Source organism: Candidatus Halobonum tyrrellensis G22 (assembly GCF_000495475.1).
Taxonomy (GTDB): Archaea; Halobacteriota; Halobacteria; order Halobacteriales; family Haloferacaceae; genus Halobonum; species Halobonum tyrrellense.
Genome location: NZ_ASGZ01000068.1, coordinates 16,127 through 43,082, shown reverse-complemented (window position 1 = coordinate 43,082; position 26,956 = coordinate 16,127). Strand labels below are relative to the sequence as shown.

Genomic DNA, 26,956 nt, shown 5'->3' with positions numbered 1-26,956 from the left:
CGGCGAGTTCACACGCGAGCGACGAGCCGCGGGGTGCGCCGCGGGAAGCGGCCGCCGCCGGGGGCGGTCGATGAGCGCCGGCCCGGTGGTCTGTATCGTGCTCGGGACGCGGCCCGAACTCGTCAAACTCGCGCCGGTGATCCGCGCCTGCGAGCGGCGGGGCGTGGACTACTCGCTCGTCCACACGGGACAGCACTACTCGCGGGCGCTCGACGGCGTGTTCTTCGACGACCTCTCGATCCCCGAACCCGACCACCACCTGGGCGTCGGGTCGGGGAGCCACGCCGAACAGACCGGCGAGATGATAGAGGCGGTGGAGGCGGTCGTCGCCGACGAGGACCCCGAGATAGTCGTGGTCCAGGGGGACACCAACTCGTCGCTCGCGGGCGGTGTCGTCGCGTCGAAGCTCCCGACGACGCTCGCACACGTCGAGGCGGGCCTGCGGAGCTACGACCGCGAGATGCCCGAGGAGGTGAACCGGGTGCTCGTCGACCACGTCGCCGACAGCCTGCTGGCGCCGACCGAACGCGCGCGCGAGAATCTGCGTGCGGAGGGCCTGCCCGACGAGCGGATCGTCGTGACGGGCAACACGGTCGTCGACGCGGTCCGCGAGCACGCCCGCGTGGCCGCCGACCGGAGCACGGTGCTCGACGACGTCGGGGTCGAGGCGGGGGAGTTCCTGCTGTTGACCGCTCACAGACAGGAGAACGTCGACGACCCCGACCGGTTCGGCCGCCTGCTCGAGGGGGTCGCGCGGTACGCCGACCGGGTCGGTCTCCCGGTCGTCTATCCGGTCCACCCGCGGGCGGCCGAGCGCATCGAGTCGTCCGGGGTCGACGTGCCCGACGCGATACGGACGGTCGAGCCGCTTCGGTACCTCGACTTCCTCAGGCTCGAAGACGACGCGGCGCTGGTGTTCACCGACTCCGGCGGCGTCCAGGAGGAGGCGTGCGTGCTGGGGACGCCCTGCGTCACCCTCCGCGACTCGACCGAGCGGCCGGAGACGGTCACCGTCGGCGCCAACCGGGTCGCCGGCGTCGACCCCGAGTCGGTGGTGGCCGCGGCGGAGGCGATGTGCGACCGACCGGGCGACTGGGAGAACCCGTTCGGCGACGGCGACGCCGCCGACCGGGTACTCGATGCGCTCGTCGGCTCCCGGTCGGAGAGCGACCGCGAGGTCACGACGTGATACCCCTCCGCTCCCGGCCGACGCGACCGGTGTGACGGACGATGGTGACCCGGCGGGCGGAGCCGACGTGGGGAGGCGATCCGTTCGACGAGGCGGACGGCGAGTATCAGCTGTTTAATTTTATACGCACCCGTCGAAGAAGCCGCCAATGGACGCCCCTAACGTCATCTGGCTCACCCTTGACAGCGTCCGAGCCGACAGGACATCTGTCCACGGGTACGACCGGCGGACCACGCCCGAGATGGAACGGATCGCGACAGCGCCGAAGGGCGCCGCGTTCGACGACTGTTTCTCCCACGCCATCTGGTCGCAGCCCTCGATCACGTCGATGCTCACCGGGACGTACCCCTCGGCCCACGGCGCCGGACTCCACAACGAGGTGCTCCCGTCGGAGATAGAACCCGTCTCGACCCGGTTCGACCGGGCGGGGTACACCACCGCGGGGCTCTCGATCAACCCCTTCTTCAGCGAGGCGACCCAACTCGACCGGGGGTTCGACCGGTTCCGCGCGATCACCTCCGTGAAGGACTTCCTGACCCGCGACAGCGTCGTCCCCGCGCTCAAGTACCTTCGGCGGATCCGCTCGCACTCGGCCGGGTTCTCGACCGAGGTGTCGAAGCACAGACAGGATTTCGTGGTCAACGAGATCGCCAAACGGTGGATATCGGACCTCGCGGAGGGCGACGACCCGTTCTTCATGTACGCCCACTACCAGGGAGCGCACTACCCCTACTACGCACCGCCGCAGTGGGCCGAGGAGTTCGTGGCGGGCGAGACTGAGATGTCGCTCGAGGAAGCGATGGCGTTCGCGTACGACCGGTCGAGCAACATCTACCGCGAGATCGCGAACGGGTGTGCGTACACGGACGACGAGTGGGCGGCGCTCCAGGCGGTGTACGACGCCTCGGTCGCGTACAGCGACTGGCTGGTCGGCGAACTGTTCGACCACCTCCAGGCGGAGGGGATGGAGAACACGGTGCTAGTCGTGACCGCCGACCACGGCGACCTGTTGGGCGAACACGGCCTGATCTCGCACAACCTCTCGACCGACGACGCGCTGTTGCACGTCCCCGCGGTCACGTACGGGTTCCCCGACGTCGGCAGCCGGACCGACGAGGTGGTCCAGCATATAGACCTGATCGAGACGCTGGTGGCCGCGGGCGGAGCGTCGACGAACGGGATGGCGGGGTACGACCTCCGCGAGGAGTCGCGCCCCTACGCGGTGAGCCAGCGCGGGAAAGAGACCCGCGACCGGACGTTCACCCGGGCCCAGGAGTTCAACCCCGAGTTCACGAGCCACCCCGACGTCCACGACTCGCTGGTGACCGCGCTCCGGACGGCGGAGTACAAGTACGTCCGGAGCGACGACCGGACCGAACTGTTCAACCTCCCGGACGAGACGACCGACGTCTCCGACGACCACCCCGACGTGCGCGACGAGTTCGACGGCTTGTACGACGACTGGTTCGACCGATACGGTCAGCCGGTCGAGAGCACCGCGTCGGCCAGCCACTCCGACGCCGCGAAACAACGACTCGAAGACCTCGGGTACGTCATGGACGGATGAGGGGGGACGGTGTCGTCGGTGGAACGACCGCCCCCGCGGCCCGACGGGACGTCGAGTCCGCCCGCCCCCCGAGGGGACCCGCGCGGTCCACACGATCCGTGCGACCGAGCCAGGTCGCGCCGACGGACCGTGGGCGGCAGTACGGCCGCGGGGTGAGGGCGTGACCGACGTCTGCGTCCACGGACTCGGCCACGTCGGTCTCCCCACGGCGGCGGTGCTCGCCCACGAGGGGTACGACGTCTGCGGGTTCGACGTCGACGGGAGCCGCGTCGAACGGATCCGCGGCGACGACCCCGCGGTCGACGGGTCGGCCGAACTGTCGGCGTTCGTCCGCGAGGCGCTCGACGGGTCGCTCCGCGTGTCGACCGACCCCGCGTCCGCGGCGGTCCACGTCGTCTGCGTCCCGACGCCGCTCGCCGACGGGCCGGAGCCGACGGCCGATCTTTCGATGGTTGAGGCGGCCGGACGGACGGTCGCCGACCTGCTTCGGGCGGGCGACGCCGTCGTACTCGAGTCGACGGTGCCGCCGGGGACGACCGTCGGCCCGTTCGCGGACGCGCTCGCCGGGTCGGGGCTGGCCGTCGGCGACGACTTCCGGCTGGCGTACGCCCCCGAGACGGTGGCGCCGGGGAACGTCCTCGCGGAACTCCGGGCGAACGACCGCGTCGTCGGCGGCGTCGACGACGCGTCCGCGGCCGCCGCGCGCGACCTGTACGCGGGCTTCACCGACGGCGAGGTCCGGGTCGCGGCGTCGCCGACCGCCGCTGAGTTCGCCAAACTCGCCCAGAACACCTACCGCGACGTGAACATCGCGCTCGCCAACGAGTTCGCGCGCGCCGCCGCGGCGTACGACGTCGACGCCCGCGACACCATCGCGCTGGCGAACGCCCACCCGCGGGTCGACATCCACTCCCCCGGGCCGGGCGTGGGCGGCCACTGCATCCCGGTCGACCCGTGGTTCCTCGCCGCGGGCGCCGACATGGAACTCGTCAGGCGCGCCCGCGCGGTGAACGACGGGATGACGGAGTACGTCGCCGAACTCGTCGCCGACGCCCTCGGCGACCGGAGCCCCGACGGCGCGCGGGTCGCCGTCTGCGGCGTCGCCTACAAGCCCGGCGTCGCCGACGCGCGCAACAGCCCGGGTCGGCGGGTGGGACAGGTTCTCGAAGCCGGCGGAACCGACGTGACGTACCACGACCCGTTCGTGGCGGCGGCCGACGTGACGACCCACCTGGAGTCGGCGCTGTCGGGCGCCGACGCCGCCGCGTTCACCACCGGCCACGGGCGGTACGCCGAGGTGGACCCCGAGCGCGCCGCGGCGGCGATGGACGGGACGGGCGCCGTCGACGCGGTGGGCGTGCTCGACCGCCGGGCGTGGCGCGCCGCGGGGGTCGACCTCCGGGTGGTCTGACGTGGGCGGCGCTCCCCGACGCCACCCCGTCCGCGCGTGGGTCGACCTGGCGAGCCCGGGCCACCCGTTCTTCTTCCGGTCGCTCCTCGCCGGACTCGACGGCGTGACCGCCCGGACGACGGCGCGCGAGAAGACGGAGACGGTGCCGCTCGCGCGCGAACTCGGGATCGAACACACCGTGGTGGGTCGCGACTACGACCGCCCGCTCGCCCGGAAGTTCGGTATCCCGTACCGGACCCTCCAGTTGGTTCGGCGGATGCCGCCGTGCGACGTGTCGCTGTCGCTCCGGAACGCGATGTGCGTACTCGCCTCGCGGGTCCGAGGGGTGCCGTCGGTCCACTTCACCGACAACGACATCATGCGACACGACGAGGGCGTGACCGGCGAGTCGGTGTACGCCCGCCTCGAAGCGGCTGCGACCCACAACGTGGTCCCGGCGGCGTTCGACACGACGGTTCTGACCGACCGCGGCGCTGACCCCGAGCGCGTCCACCGGTTCGACGGGACGAAGGAGGACCTCTACGTCGCCGACTTCGACCCCGACCCCGCGTTCGGAGACCGCGTCCCGTTCGACCCGGGTTCGTACGTCGTCGTGCGGCCGGAGGCGCTCGACGCGACGTACGTCCACGCCGAGCGGTCGCTGGTGCCCGCGCTCCTCGACCGGTTCGTCGAGCGGGGCGTCGGCGTCGTCTACCTCCCCCGCGGGCGTGGTGACCGCGGCCACGCCGCGCCGTACGACCCGACGGACGTGTACGTGCCGTCCGAACCGCTCGACGGTCTCCAGTTGGCGTGGCACGCCCGCTGCGTGCTCACCGGGTCGGGGACGATGGCCCGCGAGGCGGCGGCGATGGAGACGCCCGCGGTGTCGTTTTTCCCGGGACCGCTGCTGTCGGTCGACCGCGACCTGACCGAGCGCGGACGGCTGTTCCACTCGCGCGACCCCGCCGCGGTCGTCGAACACGTCGGCTCGACGGAGCCGACGCCCGGCGGCGACACCGAACGGGCGCGGCGCGTCCGACGGGAGGCGGTCGACCTGACGGCCGACCTGATCGACCGGTGCGTCGACCACTCCCCGACGCCGCCCCGGGATTAAGAGTCTCATACCGCCTCGAACCCGGGGGAACGCGAGCGCTCGTCGCGCCGCCGCTCGGCGGTATTCCACCTATAACAAAGCCCGCCCGAACGGAGGAACGGACAACCGAATGTCGACGTCACCTCCCGCCCGGCGACGGACTCTCCTTGCGCTCGCGGTCGGCTTCTGCGCGCTCGGAGTGGCCCTGCTCGCCGCCCACTGGGCACCGACGACGGGATACGAGATATCGCTCTACGGTGCGACCCCGCTGACCGTCTGGATTCCGCTCGGCGTCGCGCTGGTCGCCTCGGCGTACGCCGCCGTCACCGCCCGGTCGACGTGGGCGTGGGCCGGCGGCGTGGTCGGTGCGGGCGGCGCGGCGCTCACCGTCTGTGCGCTCCCGATCATCCGCGGGTACTACTTCTACGGAACCGCCGACGCGCTCACCCATCTCGGATGGGTGAAGGACATCGTTTTCGGCGTGCTGGACCCGGCGCAGATGCTCTACCCCGGGATGCACGTCTACTCGATATTCATCTCGCGCGTAACCGACCTCCCGTTCCACCGGTCGATGCTGTTCGCGGTACTGAGCTTCGTCGTCATGTCGGCGGTGTTCGTGCCGCTCACCGTGTGGATCCTGACCCAGCGCCGCTGGCTCGTGACCGCGGGCGTGTTCGCCGGGCTCTGCTATCTCAGCATCAATCAGGTGTCGACCCACTACATGTCGACGCACCCGTTCTCGCAGTCGACGCAGATGTTCCCGCTGGCGCTGTACACGATGGCGCTCTACCTAGTCAGTAGGCGCGACGACGCCGCGGTCGGCGAACGCCGGCTGACGGCGATCGGGGGAGCGTTCGCACTGTTCCTGATCGGGGCCGTCTTCTATCACCCGGAACACGCGGTGAACCTGCTGGTCGTCCTCGGGTTCGCGGTGGTCATCCAGATCGGCGGGCGGTGGGTCCTCCAGCCCGACCACCGTCTGTTGACGCAGCGCTCGCTGCTCCCCCACACAGTTGGATTCGCCCTGTTAGCCGGAGGGTGGACGATCCTCCACTCCCGGGGCGACCGGACGCTCAACGTCGTCCTATCGGAGGTCCGCGATTTCCTCTTCGGCGGCGGTAGCAGCGTCGGGGGTGTCGTCCAACAGCGCGGCGGAGCGCTCTCGGCGATCGGCGTCTCCTACTTCGACGTCTTCCTCCGGATGTTCCTGGTGATGGGGGTGTTCGCGGCGCTGAGCGGGATACTCATCCTCGCCGCGGGCGTCGGTCGGGTTCGCGCGGGCCGGTCGGACACCGGAGCGGTCGTCACGCACCTCGCGTTGGGGCTGGCCGTTCTGGTTCCGGCTTCGCTCGCGCTGTTCGTCGGCAACGTCTCGAAGCTCTTCTTCCGCAACCTGGGGAGCATCATGATGGTCTCGACCATCGTCGGCGTGCTCGCGCTCGGCTACCTCCCCATCCTGCTTCGAGGGTCGGTACGGGGCCGGTCGATCGTCCGCCGGTTACGCGACCTCGGACCGACCGCGAGCAGCATCCGGACCGCCCTCGCGGTCGTCGTGGTGGTGGCGCTGATGACTCACTCGCTCGCGATCATGTTCAAGGACCCCTACATCTACCGTCCAAACCGGCAGGTGACCGAGCAGGCGATGGGCGGGTACGAGTCGTTCTTCGAACACCAAGTCGAAGGGGTCGACGACGTACGCCTCAGAGCGACCGACCGGCGATACCTCCACGCGATCTACGGGGTCGAAGAGGGGAGTCAGGGTACCGGCCTGAGTGGCGACTGGGAGAGCGTCCCGAACGACACGCTCGTTCAGTTACCGAGCAAGTACAACGAGAGCAGGTACTTGGCGTTCACCGAGTTCGACAGGCTGAGGGAGTTGATCGCGTACCAACAGGTCCGGTACGACGAATCCGACTTCGCCGCACTCGACAGGCAGGTAGGGGTCAGCCGCGTCCACGACAGCGGCGAGGTGCGCGGCTACCTCATCAACGGCTCCGGCAACGAGTCGGCGACGGGATAGGATACGCCCCGTAGGCCGGGTCGGAACGCGGAGCCGTACCGGTACCGACGGCGACCACCGAGGGATCGTGACCTCTCGACGTCGACGATGAACTCCACCCCGAGGGGTGTAACCGTCTCGGTCAGATGTGCTCTTCGAGTTGGCAGACCACGTCGGGGTGGGCCACGATGAACGCCTCCGACCGCAGCATCTCGTCCTCCTCGGGGAGGAACAGCAGGTGGTCGCGGCCCCCGCTTCGCGCCTTCACCGAGCGCATCTCGAGCAGTTCGTACCCCAGGTCGTGTTCGAGGTCGGGGTCGTCGGGCTGGTCCTCCCAGTCGGACCGACTGGCTGGACGGGGCACGCTCACGCCTCCTCCGAGACGGTGATGTCGAAGACCCCGTCGACCGAGACCGACCGGAACTCCCCGTTGCACTTGTACAAGTCGCGCCAGCCGCCGATCCAGCCGGTCACCTCGTCGCCGGTGGGGGTCGTACTGATCGAGTCGCCCCCGTTGCCGCCGCCCCAGAACGAGTCGGTCACCTTGCCGGTGTACTGGAGCATGTCGCCGGTCTCGTTGCCGTGGAGTTTGTACAGGTCCGGACCCGGCCGCTGTTTGTACGTGAACGAGCAGTCGGCCTCGACCACCAGTTCCTCGATCCGGCCGGTGTAGGTGAACGCGTCGAGACCCTTGCCGACCCAGCCGGTCACCGACCCGCCGGAGCCCTGCTCGTTGGACTCGGCGCTCTCGGCGCCGTTGATCTCGCCGCTCACCTCGACCCGGAACTTCGCCGCGTTGCTCGACTTCCCCCTGATCTCGAGACGCTTCAGGTCTTCCGAACCGCTCGACCCCGAGTCGGACCCGCCGTCGGTCGAGTCGGACCCGTCGTCCGAGTCGGAGCCGTCCGTGCCGCTCGCGGGGCTGTCCGAGTCGTCCATGTCGGGGAGCGAGCACGACCCGCTCCCGGAGTTGCCCCACGTGTTGGCGTCCGTATTGCGCATGTCGTACCACTTGCCGGTGGTGTTCAGCGTCGACTCGCGCACCGTCGACCCGTCGGAGTCGGTCATCTTGACGGCGTCGCGGTTGTCGCCGGTCTGTTGGATACAGCACGACCGGACCATCGAGTCGGGGCGCGAGCGGATGTCGACGGCCGCCCCGCCGTCGGCGTCGCCCGTGATGCTCACGTTCTCCATCCGCACCCGGTGGGGCTTCGGCGGCGGGTTGTGCGACCCGCCGTCGGGGACGCGCCCGAGAACCCCGGACGTGTACTTGGCGTCGACCTGGATCCGGGTGTCGACCACGTCGAACATCCCGCCCGGCCGCGCCGCGACCACGCCACCCAGCGAGTTGACGCCGTCGGCGATACGGATGTCGCAGTTCTCGACGGTGACGCCCGCCGAGTCGATCTGGCCGCTCTCGATGCGAACCCCACGCGCACAGAGGATGTCCTCGGGGTTGGGGCTTTTACTCATGGAGGGGTCGACCTCGATGAGCGCGTTCTTGACGTAGCTCCCCTCGCTCCCCAGCCGAACCTGCGAGACGTCGTTGTTGCGGAAGACGCCGCCCTCGACCTGCACGACACCCCGCGTCCGGCTGGTGTAGAGACCGTTGTTCGGGAAGCCCGAGAAGTGACAGTTCCGCATCGTCACCGTTCCCTTGCTCCCGCGGCCGACCCACACCCCCTTTCGGCCCTTACCGTAGTTGTACGCGCCCATCAGCCCGCGGTTGCGCGCGACGAGGTTCTCGGCGTGAACCTCGGCGTCGTCGTCGCGTGCGACGAACGCGAACGCCGGTGTGACCTCGGGATTCCCCTGTCCCTCCCCCCGCGGGTCGCTGTCGAGGTGGATCCCCTGACCCACCATCTCGACGTCGTGGACCTGGATCCGGTCGTAGCCGGCGAACCGGCAGCCGGGCGTGGCGCCGTCCGCGCGGAGGTCGATGTCGATGTTCTCGAAGAGGGCGTTCTGGCCGTGGTCCATGATGACCGCCCAGTCGTTGAACCGCTCGGGGACGGTGAATCGAACGTCACCTTTGCCGAGGAACCCGACGGTGTCCAGAAACAGCATGAGGATGCGGTCGGTCACCAGGTACTCCCCCTCGGGGAAGACGTACAGCGTCCCGCTCTGCTTGTTGCTGTTTAGCTTCTTCTGGATCGGTTCGTTCCCGTTCGGGTCGAGACCCAACTCCTCGACGACGTTCACCGTCCGGTCGAACTCGATACCGCGTCGCGTGGTCGACGCCGACGCGGTGCCGGCCGCCGTACCGACGACGCCCGCCGCCGCGACGAGCCCCCCGATCCCCTTCAGACAGTTCCGCCGCCCGACTAGTCCCGCGCTGTCGCCGTCGTCGCACCGTTGTTCACCGTTCCGGTCGTGTGGCACAGTCGAGTACAGATTCATTACCGGTATAAAGCTTGTTCTCTAATACACTCGTTTTGATAGATGTGGGAGCCATTTTAGTACCGATTTAGTACCGATTATCAGATTAAATACTAGGACACGACGTCGTGTGAACCAGTATGACGGTCGGACAGCAGGGTGAAACAGTCGAGATAGTGGGAAAGTATCCGGCTCTTACCGGGGGTCGACGGGGGCGTGGCGGGGCGGTCGACGGTGGGTAACAGACGGATAACAAAGCGGTCAGGTTGGGTAACGGGAGCCAGATGGAGACGCTTCTCCTCGGGGTCGACGCGGCCTGCCGGCCGGTGCTCGACCGACTCCCGGACGGGACGACCCCGAACATCGACGGACTGTTGGATCGGGGCGCGACCGCGCCGCTGGAGTCCGGGATCCCGCCGTGGACGCCGAGCGCGTGGACCACGGTGACGACCGGTGTCAACCCGGGCAAACACGGGGTGTTCGGGTTCCTCTCGTTCGAGGGGTACGACTGGTCGGTCGTCGACGCCGCCGAGCGGGGGGCACACCCCCTGTGGACCGCGCTCGACGAGTTCGGCCTGTCGAGCGTCGTGGTGAACGTGCCGGTGACCCACCCGCCCGACGAGTTCGACGGCGCGCTCGTCCCCGGTTACACCGCGCCCGACGACCCCACCTGTCATCCGGAGGGGTTGCTCTCGGAGCTTCGCGCTGAACTCGGCGAGTACCGCGTCTACCCCCGCCACACGGGCGGCGGCGACGCGACACGCGATCAGAAGGTCGCCGAGTACCGCCGGTGTGCGGAGCTTCGGGACGCCGCGTTCCGCTATCTCGTCGACCGGTTCGACCCCGACTTCGGCTTCCTCCAGTTCCAGGTGACCGACTCGGTGTTCCACGAGTGTCCGAACGACGACGACGCCGTCGCGGAGACGTACGCGGCGGTCGACGCCGCCATCGGCCGGGCGCTCGACGCGTGTGACGCCGAGACGGTCGTGCTCGCGAGCGACCACGGGATGGGCGACTACGAGGGGTACGAGTTCCGCGTCAACGAGTTCCTCCGGGACCGCGGCGACGTCGAGACGACCAGCAGCGGCGGGATGCCCTCGTGGGCACCCGTGCGCGACGAGGAACTCGCGGGCGGTGGGGCGGACGGCCGACGGGGAGGCGGGTCCGTCGGCGGCCGAACGGGCCGTCGAGGCCGCCGCGCGGGTCGGTCTCACCAGCCAGCGGATCGGCGCGGTCCTCGACCGACTCGGTCTCACCGGCGCCGTCCTCCGGGTCGTCCCCGACGACGTGGTGCGGGCGGGCACCGAGGGCGTCGACTTCGCCGACTCGCTGGCGTACATGCGCTCGCGGATCGAACTCGGCGTGCGGCTGAACGTCGAGGGGCGCGACCCCGAGGGGGTCGTTCCACCCGACGAGTACGAGGAGACACGCGACCGACTGATCGAGGAACTCGCGGCGGTGGAGACGCCCGACGGCGACCCCGTCTTCGAGGCGGTCGAGCCTCGCGAGACGTACTTCGAGGGACCGCGCGCGGAGGAGGCGGTCGACATCGTGACCGTCCCGACGGCGTTCGACCAGTTCCTCACCGAGAGCCTCCGGGGCGAGCAGTTCGGCCCGCCCTCCGAGCCGCAGAACCACAAGCTGTACGGGATCCTCTCGGTGACGGACGCGACCACCGAGACCGACCCCGCGTCCGCCACGGACGCGCTCGACGCCGCCGACCCACACATCGTCGACGTCGCACCCACCGTGCTCGCGACGATGGGCGTCCCCGCCGACACCCGGATGGACGGGGAGGTGCTCCCGCCGGTGGCGGACGCCGGCCGGGAGGCGTACCCGCCGTACGAGCCGCCGACGCCGACGGGACCGACCGACGACGGCGCCGTCGAGAACCGCCTGCGGGACCTGGGGTACGTCGAATGAGCGGCATCGACGTCGAGGCGGTCGACCCCGCCGACGCCGAGACGTGGAACGGCTACGTCGACCGCGCGCCGACGGCCACACCGCTACACCGCTACGAGGCGCTCGACGTACTCGCGGAGGCGTCGGGCACCGACCCCCTCCCGCTGGTCGGGTTCAAGGGACAGGAGCCGGTGGGCGTGTTCCCGCTGTTCACGCGGGACGTGTTCGGCGTCGAGACCGCGTTCTCGCCGCCGCCGTCGCTGCTGGTCCCGTATCTGGGGCCGGCACCGATGAACCTCGACAAACTGAAGCGCCGGAAGCGCGAGCGCCGCCACCGGCGGTTCCTCGAGGCGTGTCTCGACCGGGTCGACGAACTGGCGGACCCCCGCTACGTCAGCCTCCGGACCACCCCCGCGTACCCCGACGTGCGGCCGTTCCAGTGGGGCGAGTTCGAGGCGACGCCGAAACACACCTACCACGTCGACCTGACCGAGGGGCCCGACGACCTCCTCTCGGCGTTCAGCAGCGACGCCCGGAAGAACGTCCGCCGGGGCGAGGACGTCGACTACGACGTACGCGAGGGCGGCCACGCCGCCATCGAACGCATCCTCGCGCGCGTGCGCGAACGATACGACGCCCAAGAGAAGGAGTACCCCCTCTCGACGGGGACGGTGTGTGACCTGTACGACGCGCTCCCCGAGGGAGCGATCCGGCCGACCGAACTCCTGTTGGAGGGTGAACCCGCCGGGGGGATCGTCCTCTACGAGAGCGACGACACCGTCTACCGCTGGCAGGGCGGGGCGAAACACGACGCCGACGCGCCGGTGAACGACCTGCTCGACTGGCACGTGATCACGAGCGCGGCCGACCGGGGCGTGGAGACGTACGACCTGGTGGGCGCGGACGAACCGCGGCTCTGTGAGTACAAGTCGAAGTTCGCGCCGTCGCTCGCGGGCTTTTACACCCTCGAACGCGGCTCGCCCGCGGTGCGGGGCGCGGCCCACCTCTACCGCCGGTTCGGGTAGGGGGCGGCCCGCGGCGTTTTCTCACCGCTCACACAGCACCGGTAACCGGGAGCGACTGCCCCGCGACGGGTCGGAGATCGGGATCCTGGCTCGGCGAGTCGCGCCGCCCGCGGCGTCCGAGTTACAGGTAGCCGAGGTCCGACAGCCGGTCGCGGACGTCGCCCTCGTCGTCGTCGGCCGCGCCGCCGGCGAACGAGACGTTCCCGTAGCGTTCACGCGTCGCCGGAACTCCGAGCCCCGCGGGCACCTCGCCGGTCATCCGCTCGGGGACGGGGTAGCCCGACGCCGCGAGCGCCACCGGGGCGACCGACGTCAGCGACATGGGCGAGGGGACCGCGTCGGCCGACGCCTCCGCGAACGACGGGCCCGCGGCGACGAACACGCCGTTCTGCTTGTGGTTGTAGGTGTCGGCGCTGTTGACCGGGCGCCCGCCCACGCGGGTAGTGACGACGTGGTTCATCTCCCGGGGGTAGAACAGTACGTCGCAGGCGTCCTCGGCGGCGGGACCGTCGTACACCGCCTCGCGGGGTTCGACCCACTCGAAGACGGGGTCGCCGTCGCGCGCCGTCACGCCCGCGAGCAGGTCGACGATGGCGTCCCGGGTCGCCTCGTACTCGTCGGGGGGGACGACCCCCTCGGGGTCGCGCCCCTCGACGTTCAGCCGCACGCCGAGTTCGGGCGCCAGTCGGCAGTACGCCCGTGACTCCCCCCAGTCGACCCCCTGTCTGGCCGAGTCGAGCACGTCCTCGGGGAGCAGCCGTCGGACCTGCTCGTCGACGCCGAGCCGTTTGGTGACCGCGTACACGTCGTCGGGCGTCAACCCGGCGGTGCGGAGCACCGACTCGGCCGTCGACGCCGCCCGCGCCGCCACGCTCGGTCGACCCCGGGTGCGTTCGTTCCCGTTGACCGTCACGTCGAGCGTCTTCTTCCGGTCGCTCAACGAGGGGAGTTCGCCGTCGGGGGCGGACTCGAGGAACCCCTCGCGTCTGAGTATCTCGTTGACGGCGACCTGCGACCCGGTCACCGGCCCGATGCCGTGGTCCGAGCAGACGACGACGTTCGCGTCGGGCGCCGCCGACCGGACCGTATCGAGCACCTCGTCGGCGGCGCGGTAGACGCGCTCGAACGCGGACTCCTCGGTGAACTCGTGGAACACCGCGTCGGTCTTCTGGACCTGGACGAACGCGAACTCCCAGTCGTACGCGTCGAGGAGGTACTCGGCGGCTTCCCCACGACTCCTGATGAGGTCGACGTAGCTGTCGAGTTTGTCAACCGCCTCCGCTCCGGAGTCGGTCTCGGTCTCGGAGTAGATCCGGTACTCCCGGCCGATCGCCTCGGAGATCTCAGATCGAACGCCCGAGGGGTGGCTCGGCTCGCGTTCGGGCGCCAGATAGCCGGGGACGAGCACTCCCTCGATCTCGTCGGCGGGGTGCGTGACGGGGACGTTCACGACGATCGACGACGCCCCGCGTGCGGTCAGGTAGTCCCAGATGGCGGGGAGGCGAACCTCGTTCCGCGAGAGTATCGGGGCGTCCGCGGGTGTGTGGTCGGCGAAATCGAAGAAGGAGAACGCGCCGTGGTGGTCGGGAGTCGATCCGGTGTACGTGGAGGGCCAGGCGCTCCCCGTCCACGGGGGGAACGTCGACGAGAGCGGGGCTTCGACGCCGTCCGAGCGGAGCGTGTCGAACGCGGGAAGATCGAACCTGTCGAGATACTCGAAATCGAGTGCGTCGAAACCGACGACCACGGTCCGTTCGCCAGTACTCATTGGCCGGATATTGTCCCCGTGGTGTGGTTGTTATGACGCACATATTCCTCGGAACACGTGCGTGGCCCGATAGGTATCGCCGGACGGAGGCGGGAGGAATCAGCGAGTCGAGGGAGATAGTTCGTCGACGGATGCGACGCAAGGAACGGAATCAAACGTCGACACGAGACCATTGTGGGCGTTAAGCCTGGTTATAACAAAACCCCCTCGGTGTATGAGGGCGGGTATGACACGAGGGTTGGTCCTCGACGGCGGGGGAGGATACGAATGAACGGGCACGGGACGGGCGAGCGACTGCTCACGCTCGCGGTCGTCGTCGCCGTCGTCGCCTCGACGATGACCGTCTCCGTGGCGGGAGCGGTCTCCACGTCGGGCGGGGCGGCCGCGGCGGCCGACATCCCGGGCGACGTTCCGCCGTCGTCCGACCAGTACGCGGTCAGACAGGGCGACACCTGTGAGGTGATCCAGCCGCTCGGCGACGGCTCACAGACCGTCGAAGAGTTCTACGACTACCGGATCAACGACTCGCGGGCGACCTACAGTTCGATCGGAACGATCGACCTCCAGGAGAACCAGGCCAGCCAGTTCTTCGTCTACGACGGGTCGGACGGTACCAGCCTGGTCCTACTGCACGACGCGGTGAACGGGTCGAACGGCGGGACCGTCGAGATGACGTTCACCGGCCTGCCCGAGAACGGCTCGTGGACCGTCGAGGACGACGACTACTACAACCGCGACGACCAGTTCGTCCATAACGGGTCGCGGAGCAACGTCGTCTGGATGTGGTCCGACGACCGCAACGACGGCGGCGCGTTCACCGGGCTGAACCGGTCGTTCGACCGGATCACGATCGACCCCGCGTTCAACGAGGAGTCGTCGGCGTACCCGTTCGAGGAGTGGAGCGGGAGCCCCGAGAACAACACGCTCACCGAGTGGTTCGTCCGCACGGGCGGCGACGAGAACGTGACGCTCGAGATGAACGAGAACGTCACCGTCGAGCCCGGTACGTGCGACGACGTCGCGCCCGACGCCGACCTCACGGCCGACCCGACGGACGCGACCACCGACGAGGCGGTGTCGTTCGACGCCAGCGGGTCGACCGACGACGGCGCGATCATCGAGTACCAGTGGGACTTCGACGGCGACGGCACGGTCGAGACGACGACCGAGGAGCCGACCGTCGAGTACACCTACCCGAGCGGCGGCGAGTTCGAGGCGACCGTGACGGTGATCGACGAGGGCCGTAACGACGACGCCGCGACCGAGTCGCTGACCGTCGAGACCGTCGCCACCGAGGTGGCGGGCTGTCGCGCCATCAACGAGTCCGGGACGTACGAACTCACGGGCGACATCTCCGACGGAAGCGACACCTGTATCGACGTGAACGCCGACGACGTGACGTTCGACGGCAACGGCCACACGATCGCCGGCAGCGGCCGGGCCGCGGTCGGCGTCGAGGGCGTCTCGAACGTGACCGTGCGGAACGTCACCACCGAGAGCAGCGGCGGCGGCTGGACCGTCGGCGTCGAGGTCCGGAACTCGCAGAACGCCACGATCACCAACCTCATGACCAGCGGCAACCTCTACGGGACGTTCACCGTTGGGTCGGACGGCGTGACGATCACCGACAGTCGCTCGGAGGACAATCAGGACATCGGGTTCGCACACAACAACGCGAACGACGTCATCCACCGCAATACGACGGCGGTCGGCAACCAGTGGGGGTTCCACTTCGAGGCGGAGAGTCCGAACGCGACGCTGACCGACGTAACCTCCATCGACAACGACTGGGCGTACTACCACTTCCCCGGGGCCGGGAACCGGTACTTCGGCGCGCTCGACCACGAGGTGATCAACATGACCGCCGGCGACGACACCAACTTCGGATTCACCGGCGGCAGCGGCGCGACGTTCACCGACACGAGATCCGTGAGCGCCCCGTCGTCGAATCTGACTAGCACCGGCGACTACCTCCAGTACTCGCCGGTCATCCAGAACCCGGTGCTCGATACGTTCAGCATGTCCTACTCCGACGACGAGGTCGCCGGGGTCGAGGAGTCGTCGCTCGAACTGTGGCAGTACGTGTACGTGGAGTCACAAGAGGGCGGCTCGCGGGCCGACGGCGAGTGGCAGCGCGTCGGGAGCGCGACGCTCGACACCGAGACGAACACGGTCACGGCCGACGGGCTGGACCCGGTCGAAACCAACGTGTACGTCTTCACGCTGTTCGGCAACGCGACGGACGGCCAGCCCGCACCCGACGACGGGCCGACCGCGGCTATCGACGCGCCCGCGAACGCGACCGCCGGCGAGGAGGTCACGCTCGACGCGAGCGGGTCGACCGACGACGGGTCGATCGAGAGCTACGAGTGGGAGCTCGGTGACGGCGCCACCGCCACGGGCGAGACGGCCGAGTACGCCTACGCCGACGCCGGCGAGTACACGGTCGAACTCACCGTCACCGACGACGACGGCAACACCGACACCGCCACCGCCGATATCTCGGTCGCGGCGAACGACACCGGCACGCCGAACGCGACCGACGACGCGCCGGTGGCGGTCATCGACGGACCGACGAACGCGACCGTCGGGAGCGCCGTCGAGTTCTCCGGGTCGGCGTCGACCGACAACGGGACGATAGAGAGCTACGAGTGGGAGCTCGGTGACGGCGCCACCGCGACCGGCGAGACGGTCGAGTACGCCTACGACGACGCCGGCAACTACACGGTCGAACTCACCGTCACCGACGACGACGGCAACGCCAACTCGACCACCCGGTCGATCAGCGTCGCGGCGAACGAGACGCCGCCGACCGCGGTCATCGACGCGCCCGCGAACGCGACCGCCGGCGAAGAGATCGAGTTCTCGGCGGCCAACTCCAGCGACGACGGGACGATCGAGAGCTACGAGTGGGAGTTCGGTAACGGCGCCACCGCGACCGGCGAGACGGTCGAGTACGCCTACGACGACGCCGGCAACTACACGGTCGAACTCACCGTCACCGACGACGACGGCAACGCCAACTCGACCACCCAGTCGATCAGCGTCGAGGCGGCCGACACGCCGCCGACCGCGGCGTTCACCGTCGACGACACCGTCCCCGCGGGGACGGCGGTGACGCTCAACGCCAGCGGGTCGTCCGACGAGAACGGCATCGTCGAGTACCGCTGGGACCTCGACGGCGACGGGTCGCTCGACGCCCGCACCACGGAGCCGACGATCGACCACGAGTTCACCACGGTCGGTACCGTCACGGTGACGCTCACCGTCGTCGACGGGGACCGGGCGACCGCGTCGACGAGTCGGACGGTGACGGTCACCGACGCGGAGTCGCCGACGGCCGACATCGCCGTCCGCACGAACGCGACGGCGAACAACGCCGTGACGTTCTCGGCGGTCGGGTCGGCGGACAACGTCGGGATCGACAGTTACGAGTGGACGTTCGGTGACGGCTCGGGCGCCTCGGAGGAGGTCGTCCAACACACGTACACCGACCCCGGCAACTACACGGTCGAACTCACCGTCACGGACGCCGCGAACAACGCCGATACGGTCACGACGACCGTCGACGTGGCGCCCGCCGACGCCAACGCGACGCCGCCGACGGCCGTCCTGGAGGCGCCCGCGAACGCGACCGTCGACGAGGAGGTCACGCTCAACGCCAGCGGGTCGTCCGACGAGGACGGCGTCGCCGAGTACCGCTGGGACTTCGACGGCGACCTCACGGTCGACCGGACCACGAGCGAGCCGACGGTCGACTACACGTTCACCGAAGCGGGCGACGCGACGGTCGTCGTGACGGTGGTCGACGCCAACGGCTCGACCGCCGACGCGCTCGCGACCGTCGAGGTCGTCGGGACCGACGAGGGTCAGCCGCTGGCGATCATCGACGCGCCCGCGAACGCGACCGCCGGCGAAGAGATCGAGTTCTCGGCGGCCAACTCCAGCGACGACGGGACGATCGAGAGCTACGAGTGGGCGTTCGGCGACGGCGGGACGGCCACCGGCGAGTCGGTGACCCACACCTACGACGACGACGGCGAGTTCACGGTCGAACTCAGCGTCACCGACGACGAGAACAACACCGACACCACCACCTACAACGTGACCGTGGCGGCCGCCAGTAGCGGTGGCGGCGGAGGCGGTGGCGGCGGTGGCGGCGGTGGCGGTGGAGGCGGTGGCGGCGGTGGCGGTGGCGGTGGAGGCGGTGGAGGCGGAGGCGGCGGTGACAATGGTGACGACGGCGGCAGCAACGCGGGCGGCGGAGGCGGCGGCGACGACGACGACGACGAGGACACGCCGACCGAGACGCCCACGGACACGCCGACTGCGACGCCCGCGCCGGCCGACATCAGCGTCACCGCGCTCGAAGCCAACCGGACGACCGTCGGAACCGGTCAGCCGGTCGAACTCACCGCCACCGTCGAGAACGCGGGCGACGAGGCGGGGAGTTACACGGTCGAACTCGAACTGTTCGGCGAAGTCGTCAACCAGCGGACGGTCGAGGTGCCCGGCGGGGAGACGGTCTCGGTCAGTTTCGTCCAGACCATCGACGCGGCCGGGACGTACACCGCGCAGGTCGACGACGAGACGGTGAGTCTCAGCGTCGGCGAAGGGGCCGGCGCCGGCCAGACGGCGACCGCCGGCGTGACCGAGACCACGACGCCCGGGTTCGGCCCGGTCACCGCGCTACTCGCAGCGCTCGTGGCGCTCGCCGGGGTCGCACTCGGCGTGCGCCGGGAGGGGAGCGAGTAGGCCGAACGCCGGTCGGTCCGACCGCGAACCGCAGTCGACCCTACGCCGTTCCTTTTTATCGAGACCACTCGCCGAGCCGAGCGGCTACCCGACCGATCGGACGCGTCGTCCCTCCGAGTCGTCGACCCGTCGAGACAGTGCCGCCGCTCGTCGTTCGCCGGAGTCGGCGTCGCCCGAACGGAGGCGCGGCTCTGTGGTCGGGCGACGCCAGAAGGCACCGAACGGGAACGGGCGCCGGCGCGGCCGGCGCGGCGTTCCCACGTTGCCACACGATCGAGGTTCGGTGAACCGCGGGTAACCCCGCGTGAGTGGTATATCGTAACCGAGGCTCATATACGTTCCGGCTGTCCCCCCGCGCCGAAGCGCCTCGACCGGAGGCGACCGGCGTGTCGAGACCGTCAGGCGTGCCGGTGCCGTCCGCGGGGTTCCGGCCGCGGGAGGCCCGATGAACGGTGGACCACGGTCTCGAACTCCCGGGAGTCAGCCGGCGGGACGGTTCCGCGCGTCCACCCCCGACGGGGTCCGCCGGGGAAGCCGTCGGCTGGTTGGGGAGACGAAAGCGACGGCGGCGAGTCGACGACGAGCGGCGCCGCGGCTCGTCGGCGGTGGAAAAAGACCGAAAACGGGGTCACGTCCCCGAGGCCCGGCGGGTGTGTCGCGTCGTTACGCCGCGGTCTCGTCGTCGCCGTCGTCGGCGGCGAGCGATCGCTTCTCGGCGAGCGAGAGCGCGCCGACCGACAGCGACGTGAGCGCCGCGAGTGCCACCCCGACGCCGCTCGCGCCGAACCCGGCCGCGACGACGACCGTCACCAGCAGTGCCGCGCCGGAGACCGCGAGGTAGCGGTCGGCCCACGAGTGGACGGCCGCGTCCGTTTCTTCCGTCTCCTCGTCGTCGGTGAGGTACGACATGAGCTGGTCCGCGTTCGGACCGATCTCGATGTCGCCGCGGTTCTGGTCGAACGAGACGACGTCGGCGTCGTCCATCTTCGGCAGGTGGCACTGGTAGAGACCGACGTACGCGCGCTTGCGCTCGCTCGACGTGATCGTCTTGAGTTCCTTGTCGTTCTCCCAGGCGGCGATCTGTTCGGCCACGTCACGCAGGCGGACGGGTTCGTCGTTGTCCCGGAGGTACTCGAGGACGTACCGTCGCCGTTGGTTCTTGAGTAGCGAGTGTATATCGTTCGTAGTGAGCGGTTCGGGCGCATTAACGTCGCCTTGTTCCCCCTCGGCACCTACGTCCAGTTCCCCCTGCCCGGTGGACTCGGCCAGCTCCGCCCCCCCGTTCGACGCGGTGGAATCGCTCGGAGCGTCGTCGGCCGTGCTGAGACTCGTTTCTGTCATGGGCTCCCTGGCGAGTACCATTCATCCAGATGGTATAGTTATACTGGATGTGTACGGCCTGCCCCTACCGGGCAATGAGGCACTAACCAGTAAGTAGACGGTAATTTATGTACTCGATCCGACGGGAGTTATCTCGAATGTAACCGCCTCGAATCCGGGAGTAGTCGGGTCCCTACTCGGTGACGGGCCGAGTAATTACTCACTACTTATCGATAAGGGAGAGTGTTCCCGGGTTCGAGTCGGATGGGAGAGGACAGAACGGTCGGTCGCGTCCTCGGAAGCGTGGAACCGGTGACTACTCGGCATAATACGGTGTATTCGCTCGTTAAGTACCTCATATCGCCTGAAACAGGGCGTACACGATCTACCCTTCTTATCACCGTTCGGTACCATCTGCCGGCAACTCACATACACATGGATGACGATTGGGACACGCTCAGCTTCGTACTTCGGTCCGATTACCGACTGCGGGTGCTCGAGCGACTGTTCGAAGGGCCGGCGACCCCGTCGCAGCTAGCGACCGACACGGGGATCGCGATCACACACGTCTCCCGGAGCCTCTCGGACCTCCGCGAACAGGAGATGGTCGAACTACTCGTCTCGGAAGAGCAGCGCAAGGGGCGCGTCTACGGGATCACCGAGCGCGGTGAGCGCGTCTGGCGCCGTCTCAACGCGGAGGGCCTGGTATAACGCGCCCGGGACGCGAGCGGATACGCGGGCCGGCCGACGCCGGCCCCGCCCCGATCGCCGTCCCTCTCCCGGGTGAGCCACCGGCTACCCGGGTTCGAGGTGTGGTATCCTGCCCCATTCATAATATATATACACCGTCCGATATGAAGCCTCGACACCGATGAGACGACAGTCCGCACCCGAAGGGAAAGACAGGCTGCTGTCGTCTTGCGACCCGACCGAACCCGACTCCGTCGTCACGACGATCGTGACCAGCGTCGCACAGCTCCGCGACGAGCGAACCGAGTCGCTCGAACCGCTCGACGCCTCGATCGACAGCGACGCGCTCGCCGAACTGTTCACCCCCGCGCTCTCCGGCGACAACCGCGGGCCGGGCCGGGTCGACTTCACCTACGCCGGCTGCTCCGTCACGCTCACGTCCGACGGGCAGATCGTCGTCACGCGCGCCTGAGCCGGCCCGTCACTCCGGGTCGTTGGACCGCCAGGCCAGCCCCGCGCCGGCAGCGAGTGCGCCGGCGACCGCCGCGAGCGCCCCGAACCCGGGAGCGGCCGTTCCGGTCGACGCCGTCCCAGTAGACGCCGTCCCGGTCGACGGCTCGGCGTCCGTCGTCCCCCGCGTCGACGGCGCGGCGGTCGCGGCGGGCGACGCGGTGTCGGCGGGCGGTGTGGCGGCTGTGGGCGCCGCGGACGTGGTCGTCCCGTTGGTCGCTGTCGTCCCGGTCGTCGCCGTCGGACCGGGAGCGGCCGTCGAGCCGCCGGTCCCCGCGGGGTCGAACGACGCGACGACGCCCGCGTGGTCCGACGGCCACAGCAGGTCGCCGTCCGCGTCGACTCTGGCGTCGGGGTCGACGCCGACCCGCCGCGCCGCGGTCGGGCGGAGTCCCCGCGAGAGCACCACGTCGTACCGTCCGGTGAGCGCCGTCTCCGGGTCGCCGTCCCGGAGCGACGGCGGGAAACAACAGGTCGGTTCGACGGCACCGTCCGGACGGCTCGCGGCGTGCGCGTCGTCGAACGCCTCCGCCAGCACCTCGTAGGCGCCCGGGTCCGTCCCCTGCGTCGGGTCGGCCGGGCCGTCGTTCAGGTCGCCGAGCACCGCCGCGGGCGACGACGACACCGCCGACCGGAGCTGCCGCGCCTGCGCGGTCCGCACCGCCGGGTCGGCGGGTTCGAGGTGCGTGCTCGCGGCGGTGAGGTCGCGCCCGCGGACGCGCAAGTCGACCGCGGCGTACCCCCGCGTGAGCGTGAACCCGTCGCCGACGGGGACGGTGAGCGCGGTGTCGAACGTCGCCGTCCGTGTGTCGGTAACCTCGGTCACCCCTCGACGGACGAGCACCGCGTCGCGGTCGGTCAGCCGAACGTCGACCCGTTCGTCGTCGACGAGCGCGGGGAACTCCGCGTCGGTGGTCTCGGAGACGACCGCCACGTCGTAGGCGGCGCCGCGCGCGGAGAGGCCCTCGCGCAGGAGTTCGAGGAAGTCGTACCGGACCGTGGTCGCGTCCGGGTCGTCCACGTCCCGCCCGTCGCTCGACTCGTCCGTCCGGATCAGCGCCGCCTCCTGAACGCCGACGACGTCCGGCCGCGTCGACGCGAGCGTGCCCGCGATGGCGTCCATCCGCCGTTCGACCGCGCTCGCGTCGACCTGCCGGAGGAGCGACCCGATCACCGCCGCCGGGGACCCCTCCCGTTCGGCGAACAGGCGGAACAGGTCGGCGCCGAGGTAGAGGTTCCGCGTCGCCAGCGTGACCGCGGGGTCGTCGGTCGCGTCGACCCCGCGGGTCGTTCGGGTCGGTTCGGGTGTGCGAACCGGGTCGGCGGACCGGTTCGGCCCGGTCGCCGACGTGCGCCCGACGACGACGCCCGATGCGAGACTCAGGAGGGCTGCCCGACGGGTGACCTCGACTGGCATCCGGTGACCGTTCGGCCGTGCGGGGGTAAGGCGTTTCGACGGTCGCGAGCGCCGACCGGAACCGGGCGGGTCCGACTCGCCGCGGTCGGTTCCGATTACGGTGACCCGACCGGGAGAACAGCGGACGCGGTGGGGTCGTCACGGCCGTCCACCCGGCGCGTCCGCCGGCCCGACACACCACGATGTCCGCTGTTCTTCGGGAGTCGACGCGGGAGAACAGCGGACACAGTGGTGTGTTTCGGTCTCGTTCGGCCGTATTCGGTACGAAACAAGGTAGAGCAGTCAGTACCGAGTAAGCAGATGTGGAGTAACCCACCCGTTCTCGGCCCGGATCGCCCACGAACAGCGGACACGGTGGGGTCGGGGCGACCGACCCCCGGTGACCGGGTCGGTCGACACCACCGTGTCCGGAGAAACGCTGGGGATCGGTCGCCGGGAATCGGTCGCCGGGAGACGGTCGGTGAGGGTGGTCGCCGAGGGGCGGCCGCCGAACTCAGTCGCCGAACTCAGTCGCCGAAGTTCGTGAGGTCGCGGCCGCCGTCGTCGTCGGACGCCGAGTCCGACCGGTCGGCGTCGAACCCCTTGGAACCGCCGTGCTGACCCGCCCCGTTGTCGTCGGGCGCGTCGCCGCGGATGAGGAAGTCCTGGACGGAGCCGTGGACGCCGACGTCGCGGACGGTGTCTTCCATCGCGTCGAGGATCAGGTCGACGTCCATGTCGAGGGCGTACTCGCGGTAGGTGCCGCCGCGGCGGCCCTCGTTCCGTTCGGTGACCGAGATGATGCCGAGCATGGCGAGTTCCGAGAGGTGGTCGCGCATCCGGCGCGGCACCAGCGGGTCGCGGTCGGCCATCTCGGCGAAGCGGGTGTACCGCGGGCGGACGTCCCGAGAGCGGATCGGCGCGTCCCCCTCGAGTTCGAGCGTGAGCAGCGCGTACAACACGAGGTGACCGTGTTGGGTCAGCCCGGTGATCCCCTCCTTGATCCGGCCGCGTTCGAGCGCCCGCCGACCGCCGTCGACGTGGTCCTCGGTCACCACGTCGGTGTCGTCGTCCCGGGCCAGGTCGCCCGCCTTCATCAGCAGGTCGATCGACTGCCGGGCGTCGCCCGCGTCCTTCGCGCCGTACGCCGCACACAGCGGGATCACCCCGGGTTCGAGGACGTCCTCGTGGAACGCCACCTCGACGCGCTGTTCGAGGATCTTCTGGAGGTCGGTCGCGTCGTACGCCGGGAAGTGGATCTCCTGTTCACACAGCGAGCTCCGCACCTTCGGCGAGAGGTCGTCGCGGAACGAGAAGTCGTTCGAGATGCCGACGATCCCCACCTTCGCGTCGCCGAGATTCTGGTTCGCGCGGGCGCGCGGGAGTTGATAGAGGATCGAGTCGTCCTCCACGTGGTCAACCTCGTCGAGGACGACCAGCACCGTCCCCGCACACGCGTCGAGTTCGTCCCACAGCATCTCGTAGACGCTCGCGCGTGGGTAGCCCGTGGTGCTGATCTGGTCGGCCTCCCCCCGGAACTCGTTGACCAGTCGCGTCGCGATCTGATACGACGAGGTCAGCCCGTCGCAGTTGAGGAAGACGACGGTGAGTTCGATGTCGTCGTACTCCGCGGCGTCGTCCTTCAGGTGTTCGAGCAGATAGCGCGTGGCCGCGGTCTTCCCCACCCCCGTCTTGCCGTAGAGGAAGATGTTGTTCGGTTGCTCGCCGTTGATCACCGGCTGGAGCGCCGCCCGGTACGTCCGCAACTCCTCGTCGCGCCCGACCAACTCCGCCGGCTGGTAGTCCTCCCGGAGCGCGTCCCGGTCCCGGTAGATCTCCGTGTCCCGTTCGAACAACCCCATCGTGTTCGACGCACGCTCTCTCGTACGCGAGCATAAAACCACCGCGTCCGGAGCGTCCGCTGTTTCCGCTGTTCTCGCTGACTTAAAGGAAACGGGGGGAACACTCCCCCCACTATGTCCGCTGTTCTCGCTCCGAACCTCCCCCTCCCCCCTCGGACGGGAGGCTCTAGACCGGCGGTAGTTTTATAATCCATCTAGCCGTAGTTCACCGTACTCCACTTTCGTCGAGAATAAAACGAGTAGTGGGTAGTGAAACAAACCGCTCGCGACCCCCCACCCCCACCTTCGGCGCAAGAACGGCGGACACAGTGGGGGGAGTGTGTGGACGGCTCCGTTTGAACGTCTATCTCCTCGTTATCTCCCGTCTTAGGGATTCTACCGCCAACTTCTCGATTCGATCTACCGCCGCACACCACGATGTCCGCTGTTCCACCCCCGATCGTGTCAACCTAACTACGGACGCGGTGGGGTGTTCGGCGTCGACGACAGGCGTTCGTTCGAGGACCCGACCGAACGCCCGCCGCCCGAGTAGCGACCGGTCGAACGGTCCCGACAGTCGCTCGATTCCCGCCGAGGGTGGTATCTCGCTCCGCCCGCCGTTTCGGTCGAACCTGCGTTCCGTTCGTGGGACCCCTGACGCTCGAACGCGCCCGACAACGGCGGACGCGGTGGGGTAGCACGTCGCTCGCGGCGCGACCGCGACCGCCGTCTCCCCGGTCGGTCGACCCCACTCCGTCCGCAGTAAAATCGGTTTCACGGCCGTATCGGCGCAGGTTTGGGGTTGGCGGCCCGTCGCCGCCCGCCGGTGTCGAGGCGGGGCGGAGCCGTGGTCGGCGGTCGGTGCCGGCGGTGACGAACCACCCGAACGAGGACGCGAGCTACTGGACGAACGACCCCGCCGACGGCACGCCTGCGGCGCGGCTCTCGCCCGACCGGGTCGCCCCGTTGGGACCCGACTGGCGACCGTTCCTCTCGGCCGTTCCGGCGTCCGGTCCCCGCCGGCCCTCCGGCGCCCGCGGTTACCCTTCTTCGCCCGTCCGCTCGGGCGGCTCCTCGACCGACGACCGCCCGACGTACTCGGTCGAGACGTTGCCGACGGCCACGAACAGGAGCGTCGCCGCGAACAGCGTGAACCACACCTCGCCCGCTACCCCGGCCACCGGCGGGACGCCGCCGAGGTGGGCGACGGCGACGAGACAGGCGACGCCCGCCAGCCCGAGATACAGCCACCCCCACCGACGGTCGCGCCCCGGCACCCGTGCGAGGTAGTCGCCGACGCGCGCGCCGCGGTCGGTGAGGTCGACCGTCCCCGCCTCGCGGTCGTAGACGACCAGGTCGTTCTCGGCGAGACGCGGGAGGTGCGACTGCTGGAGGGAGTTGTACACCACCTTCCGCCGACGCGACCCCACCGCCGCCGGCGCGACCTCAGCCTCCCAGGCGGCGATCCGGGTCGCCAGGTCGCCGATGGTCGTCGTCCCGTCCTCGCTCCGCAGGCTGTACAGCACGTACCGGCGCCGCCGGTTGCTCAGGAGCGAGAAGACGTCCTCGCGGGTCAACCGCGACTCCTCGCGCGGGGGGTCACCCCGAACCTGGTTTCGGAGGCTCACTACACTACCGGCGGTACGGTCCCCCCCCACAAGAGTATGCGACGCTGTCATTACCGGCCTCAGGGTTCGATTATCGCCCCGCTCGGCGAATCCATCCCCGGCGGACGGCGGGGCGCGCCCCGGGTCGCAGGCGGAGCGTACCGCCCGTAGCCGCCACGATTCCGGCGGGAGCGACGGCGACACCTCCGCCGCCGTCGGGCCGGGCGTGTGGGGTGTAACCACTCCTTACTCCCGGGTCTCGCGTCCCTCGGATCCGCCCCCGGTCGTGGGCCGTCGGGACGCCCCCCTCGTACGTCCTCGTTGCCGGCGGTCCGGCGGTGCCAGTTACCCGTCTCGATGGGCGAGAGACGACCTCTCGTCCGGACAGAGCGGGTGTCGGCGTCCGAGACTACACGGCAGTTCATTAATAACAATCATGCGGTATCGCTTGGGGACGGCCGCACGTGTAAGATGAGACAAACATCACGAGCGGAGACGGCAAGGACGGTATTACTGGCAGCGGTC

At 69.5% G+C, this 26,956-nt stretch carries 16 protein-coding genes and 1 pseudogene; 10 read left to right on the top strand and 7 right to left on the bottom strand.

The features are described 5' to 3' along the window. The first annotated feature begins 70 nt into the window (after window positions 1–70). The 5 genes from wecB (at window position 71) to K933_RS16440 (ending at window position 7,259) form a co-directional block, all read left to right on the top strand. Window positions 71–1,189 (top strand): non-hydrolyzing UDP-N-acetylglucosamine 2-epimerase, encoded by a 1,119-nt coding sequence (wecB, locus tag K933_RS16460; protein ID WP_023395888.1) that lies wholly within the window; start codon window positions 71–73, stop codon window positions 1,187–1,189. Window positions 1,190–1,337: 148 nt separating this feature from the next. Continuing rightward, window positions 1,338–2,756 carry a sulfatase gene (locus K933_RS16455; protein ID WP_049947981.1) on the top strand — a complete coding sequence of 473 codons (1,419 nt, stop codon included), beginning with the start codon at window positions 1,338–1,340 and terminating at the stop codon, window positions 2,754–2,756. A 160-nt stretch (window positions 2,757–2,916) separates the two neighbouring features. After that, entirely contained in the window at window positions 2,917–4,167 is a 1,251-nt protein-coding gene (locus tag K933_RS16450; protein ID WP_023395886.1) for a nucleotide sugar dehydrogenase, read from the top strand. Window position 4,168: 1 nt separating this feature from the next. After that, a complete protein-coding gene (locus tag K933_RS16445) occupies window positions 4,169–5,260 on the top strand; it encodes a DUF354 domain-containing protein (RefSeq protein ID WP_023395885.1) in 1,092 nt (363 codons plus the stop codon). Window positions 5,261–5,369: 109 nt separating this feature from the next. Next, window positions 5,370–7,259 (top strand): hypothetical protein, encoded by a 1,890-nt coding sequence (locus tag K933_RS16440; RefSeq protein WP_152529847.1) that lies wholly within the window; start codon window positions 5,370–5,372, stop codon window positions 7,257–7,259. A gap of 121 nt (window positions 7,260–7,380) precedes the next feature. Here the strand turns inward: K933_RS16440 and K933_RS16435 are convergent, their stop codons facing one another. Together K933_RS16435 and K933_RS16430 are read right to left on the bottom strand one after the other, a co-directional pair. Further along, entirely contained in the window at window positions 7,381–7,602 is a 222-nt protein-coding gene (locus K933_RS16435; RefSeq protein WP_049947989.1) for a hypothetical protein, read from the bottom strand. A gap of 2 nt (window positions 7,603–7,604) precedes the next feature. Beyond that, window positions 7,605–9,620 carry a hypothetical protein gene (locus K933_RS16430; protein WP_049947980.1) on the bottom strand — a complete coding sequence of 672 codons (2,016 nt, stop codon included), beginning with the start codon at window positions 9,618–9,620 and terminating at the stop codon, window positions 7,605–7,607. 281 nt (window positions 9,621–9,901) lie between these two features. On the opposite strand from K933_RS16430, the pseudogene K933_RS19425 reads away from it, so the two are divergent. Next, window positions 9,902–11,540: pseudogene (locus tag K933_RS19425) on the top strand (alkaline phosphatase family protein). Beyond that, the gene (locus K933_RS16420) at window positions 11,537–12,544 is read left to right on the top strand and encodes a GNAT family N-acetyltransferase (protein WP_023395880.1); all 1,008 of its coding nucleotides are present in this window, start codon (window positions 11,537–11,539) and stop codon (window positions 12,542–12,544) included. The pseudogene K933_RS19425 and the gene K933_RS16420 overlap by 4 nt, the downstream one beginning before the upstream one ends. Window positions 12,545–12,665: 121 nt before the next feature. On the opposite strand, the gene K933_RS16415 is transcribed toward K933_RS16420, so the two are convergent. Beyond that, window positions 12,666–14,312, bottom strand: coding sequence for an alkaline phosphatase family protein (locus K933_RS16415; RefSeq protein ID WP_049947979.1), 1,647 nt, complete (start codon window positions 14,310–14,312; stop codon window positions 12,666–12,668). A gap of 267 nt (window positions 14,313–14,579) precedes the next feature. Here K933_RS16415 and K933_RS16410 point away from each other — a divergent pair, with 267 nt between their 5' ends. Further along, window positions 14,580–19,067, top strand: a complete 4,488-nt coding sequence (locus K933_RS16410) for a PKD domain-containing protein (RefSeq protein ID WP_023395878.1) — start codon at window positions 14,580–14,582, stop codon at window positions 19,065–19,067. Between the two features lie 663 nt (window positions 19,068–19,730). On the opposite strand, the gene K933_RS16405 is transcribed toward K933_RS16410, so the two are convergent. Further along, the gene (locus K933_RS16405; RefSeq protein ID WP_023395877.1) at window positions 19,731–20,408 is read right to left on the bottom strand and encodes a DUF7344 domain-containing protein; all 678 of its coding nucleotides are present in this window, start codon (window positions 20,406–20,408) and stop codon (window positions 19,731–19,733) included. 414 nt (window positions 20,409–20,822) lie between these two features. Between K933_RS16405 and K933_RS16400 the strand changes: the two genes are divergently transcribed. Together K933_RS16400 and K933_RS16395 are read left to right on the top strand one after the other, a co-directional pair. After that, a complete protein-coding gene (locus tag K933_RS16400; RefSeq protein WP_049947978.1) occupies window positions 20,823–21,098 on the top strand; it encodes a winged helix-turn-helix domain-containing protein in 276 nt (91 codons plus the stop codon). Window positions 21,099–21,258: 160 nt separating this feature from the next. After that, on the top strand, window positions 21,259–21,549 hold the full coding sequence (locus tag K933_RS16395; protein WP_023395875.1) for a HalOD1 output domain-containing protein: 291 nt from the start codon (window positions 21,259–21,261) through the stop codon (window positions 21,547–21,549). A 9-nt stretch (window positions 21,550–21,558) separates the two neighbouring features. Here the strand turns inward: K933_RS16395 and K933_RS16390 are convergent, their stop codons facing one another. From K933_RS16390 to K933_RS16380, 3 genes are all read right to left on the bottom strand, one after another. Continuing rightward, entirely contained in the window at window positions 21,559–23,004 is a 1,446-nt protein-coding gene (locus K933_RS16390; protein WP_023395874.1) for an endonuclease/exonuclease/phosphatase family protein, read from the bottom strand. A gap of 506 nt (window positions 23,005–23,510) precedes the next feature. After that, window positions 23,511–24,845 (bottom strand): orc1/cdc6 family replication initiation protein, encoded by a 1,335-nt coding sequence (locus K933_RS16385; protein ID WP_023395873.1) that lies wholly within the window; start codon window positions 24,843–24,845, stop codon window positions 23,511–23,513. A 1,019-nt stretch (window positions 24,846–25,864) separates the two neighbouring features. Then, window positions 25,865–26,452 carry a DUF7344 domain-containing protein gene (locus tag K933_RS16380; protein ID WP_023395872.1) on the bottom strand — a complete coding sequence of 196 codons (588 nt, stop codon included), beginning with the start codon at window positions 26,450–26,452 and terminating at the stop codon, window positions 25,865–25,867. Between the last annotated feature and the right edge of the window lie 504 nt (window positions 26,453–26,956).

What these genes read in the sequence shown, in the direction of transcription:
- wecB (WP_023395888.1), top strand. Translation starts at nt 71, where the DNA reads ATGAGCGCCGGCCCGGTGGTCTGTATCGTGCTCGGGACGCGGCCCGAA.
- K933_RS16455 (WP_049947981.1), top strand. Translation starts at nt 1,338, where the DNA reads ATGGACGCCCCTAACGTCATCTGGCTCACCCTTGACAGCGTCCGAGCC.
- K933_RS16440 (WP_152529847.1), top strand. Translation starts at nt 5,370, where the DNA reads ATGTCGACGTCACCTCCCGCCCGGCGACGGACTCTCCTTGCGCTCGCG.
- K933_RS16420 (WP_023395880.1), top strand. Translation starts at nt 11,537, where the DNA reads ATGAGCGGCATCGACGTCGAGGCGGTCGACCCCGCCGACGCCGAGACG.
- K933_RS16415 (WP_049947979.1), bottom strand. Translation starts at nt 14,312, where the DNA reads ATGAGTACTGGCGAACGGACCGTGGTCGTCGGTTTCGACGCACTCGAT.
- K933_RS16410 (WP_023395878.1), top strand. Translation starts at nt 14,580, where the DNA reads ATGAACGGGCACGGGACGGGCGAGCGACTGCTCACGCTCGCGGTCGTC.
- K933_RS16405 (WP_023395877.1), bottom strand. Translation starts at nt 20,408, where the DNA reads ATGACAGAAACGAGTCTCAGCACGGCCGACGACGCTCCGAGCGATTCC.
- K933_RS16400 (WP_049947978.1), top strand. Translation starts at nt 20,823, where the DNA reads ATGGATGACGATTGGGACACGCTCAGCTTCGTACTTCGGTCCGATTAC.
- K933_RS16395 (WP_023395875.1), top strand. Translation starts at nt 21,259, where the DNA reads ATGAGACGACAGTCCGCACCCGAAGGGAAAGACAGGCTGCTGTCGTCT.
- K933_RS16390 (WP_023395874.1), bottom strand. Translation starts at nt 23,004, where the DNA reads ATGCCAGTCGAGGTCACCCGTCGGGCAGCCCTCCTGAGTCTCGCATCG.
- K933_RS16385 (WP_023395873.1), bottom strand. Translation starts at nt 24,845, where the DNA reads ATGGGGTTGTTCGAACGGGACACGGAGATCTACCGGGACCGGGACGCG.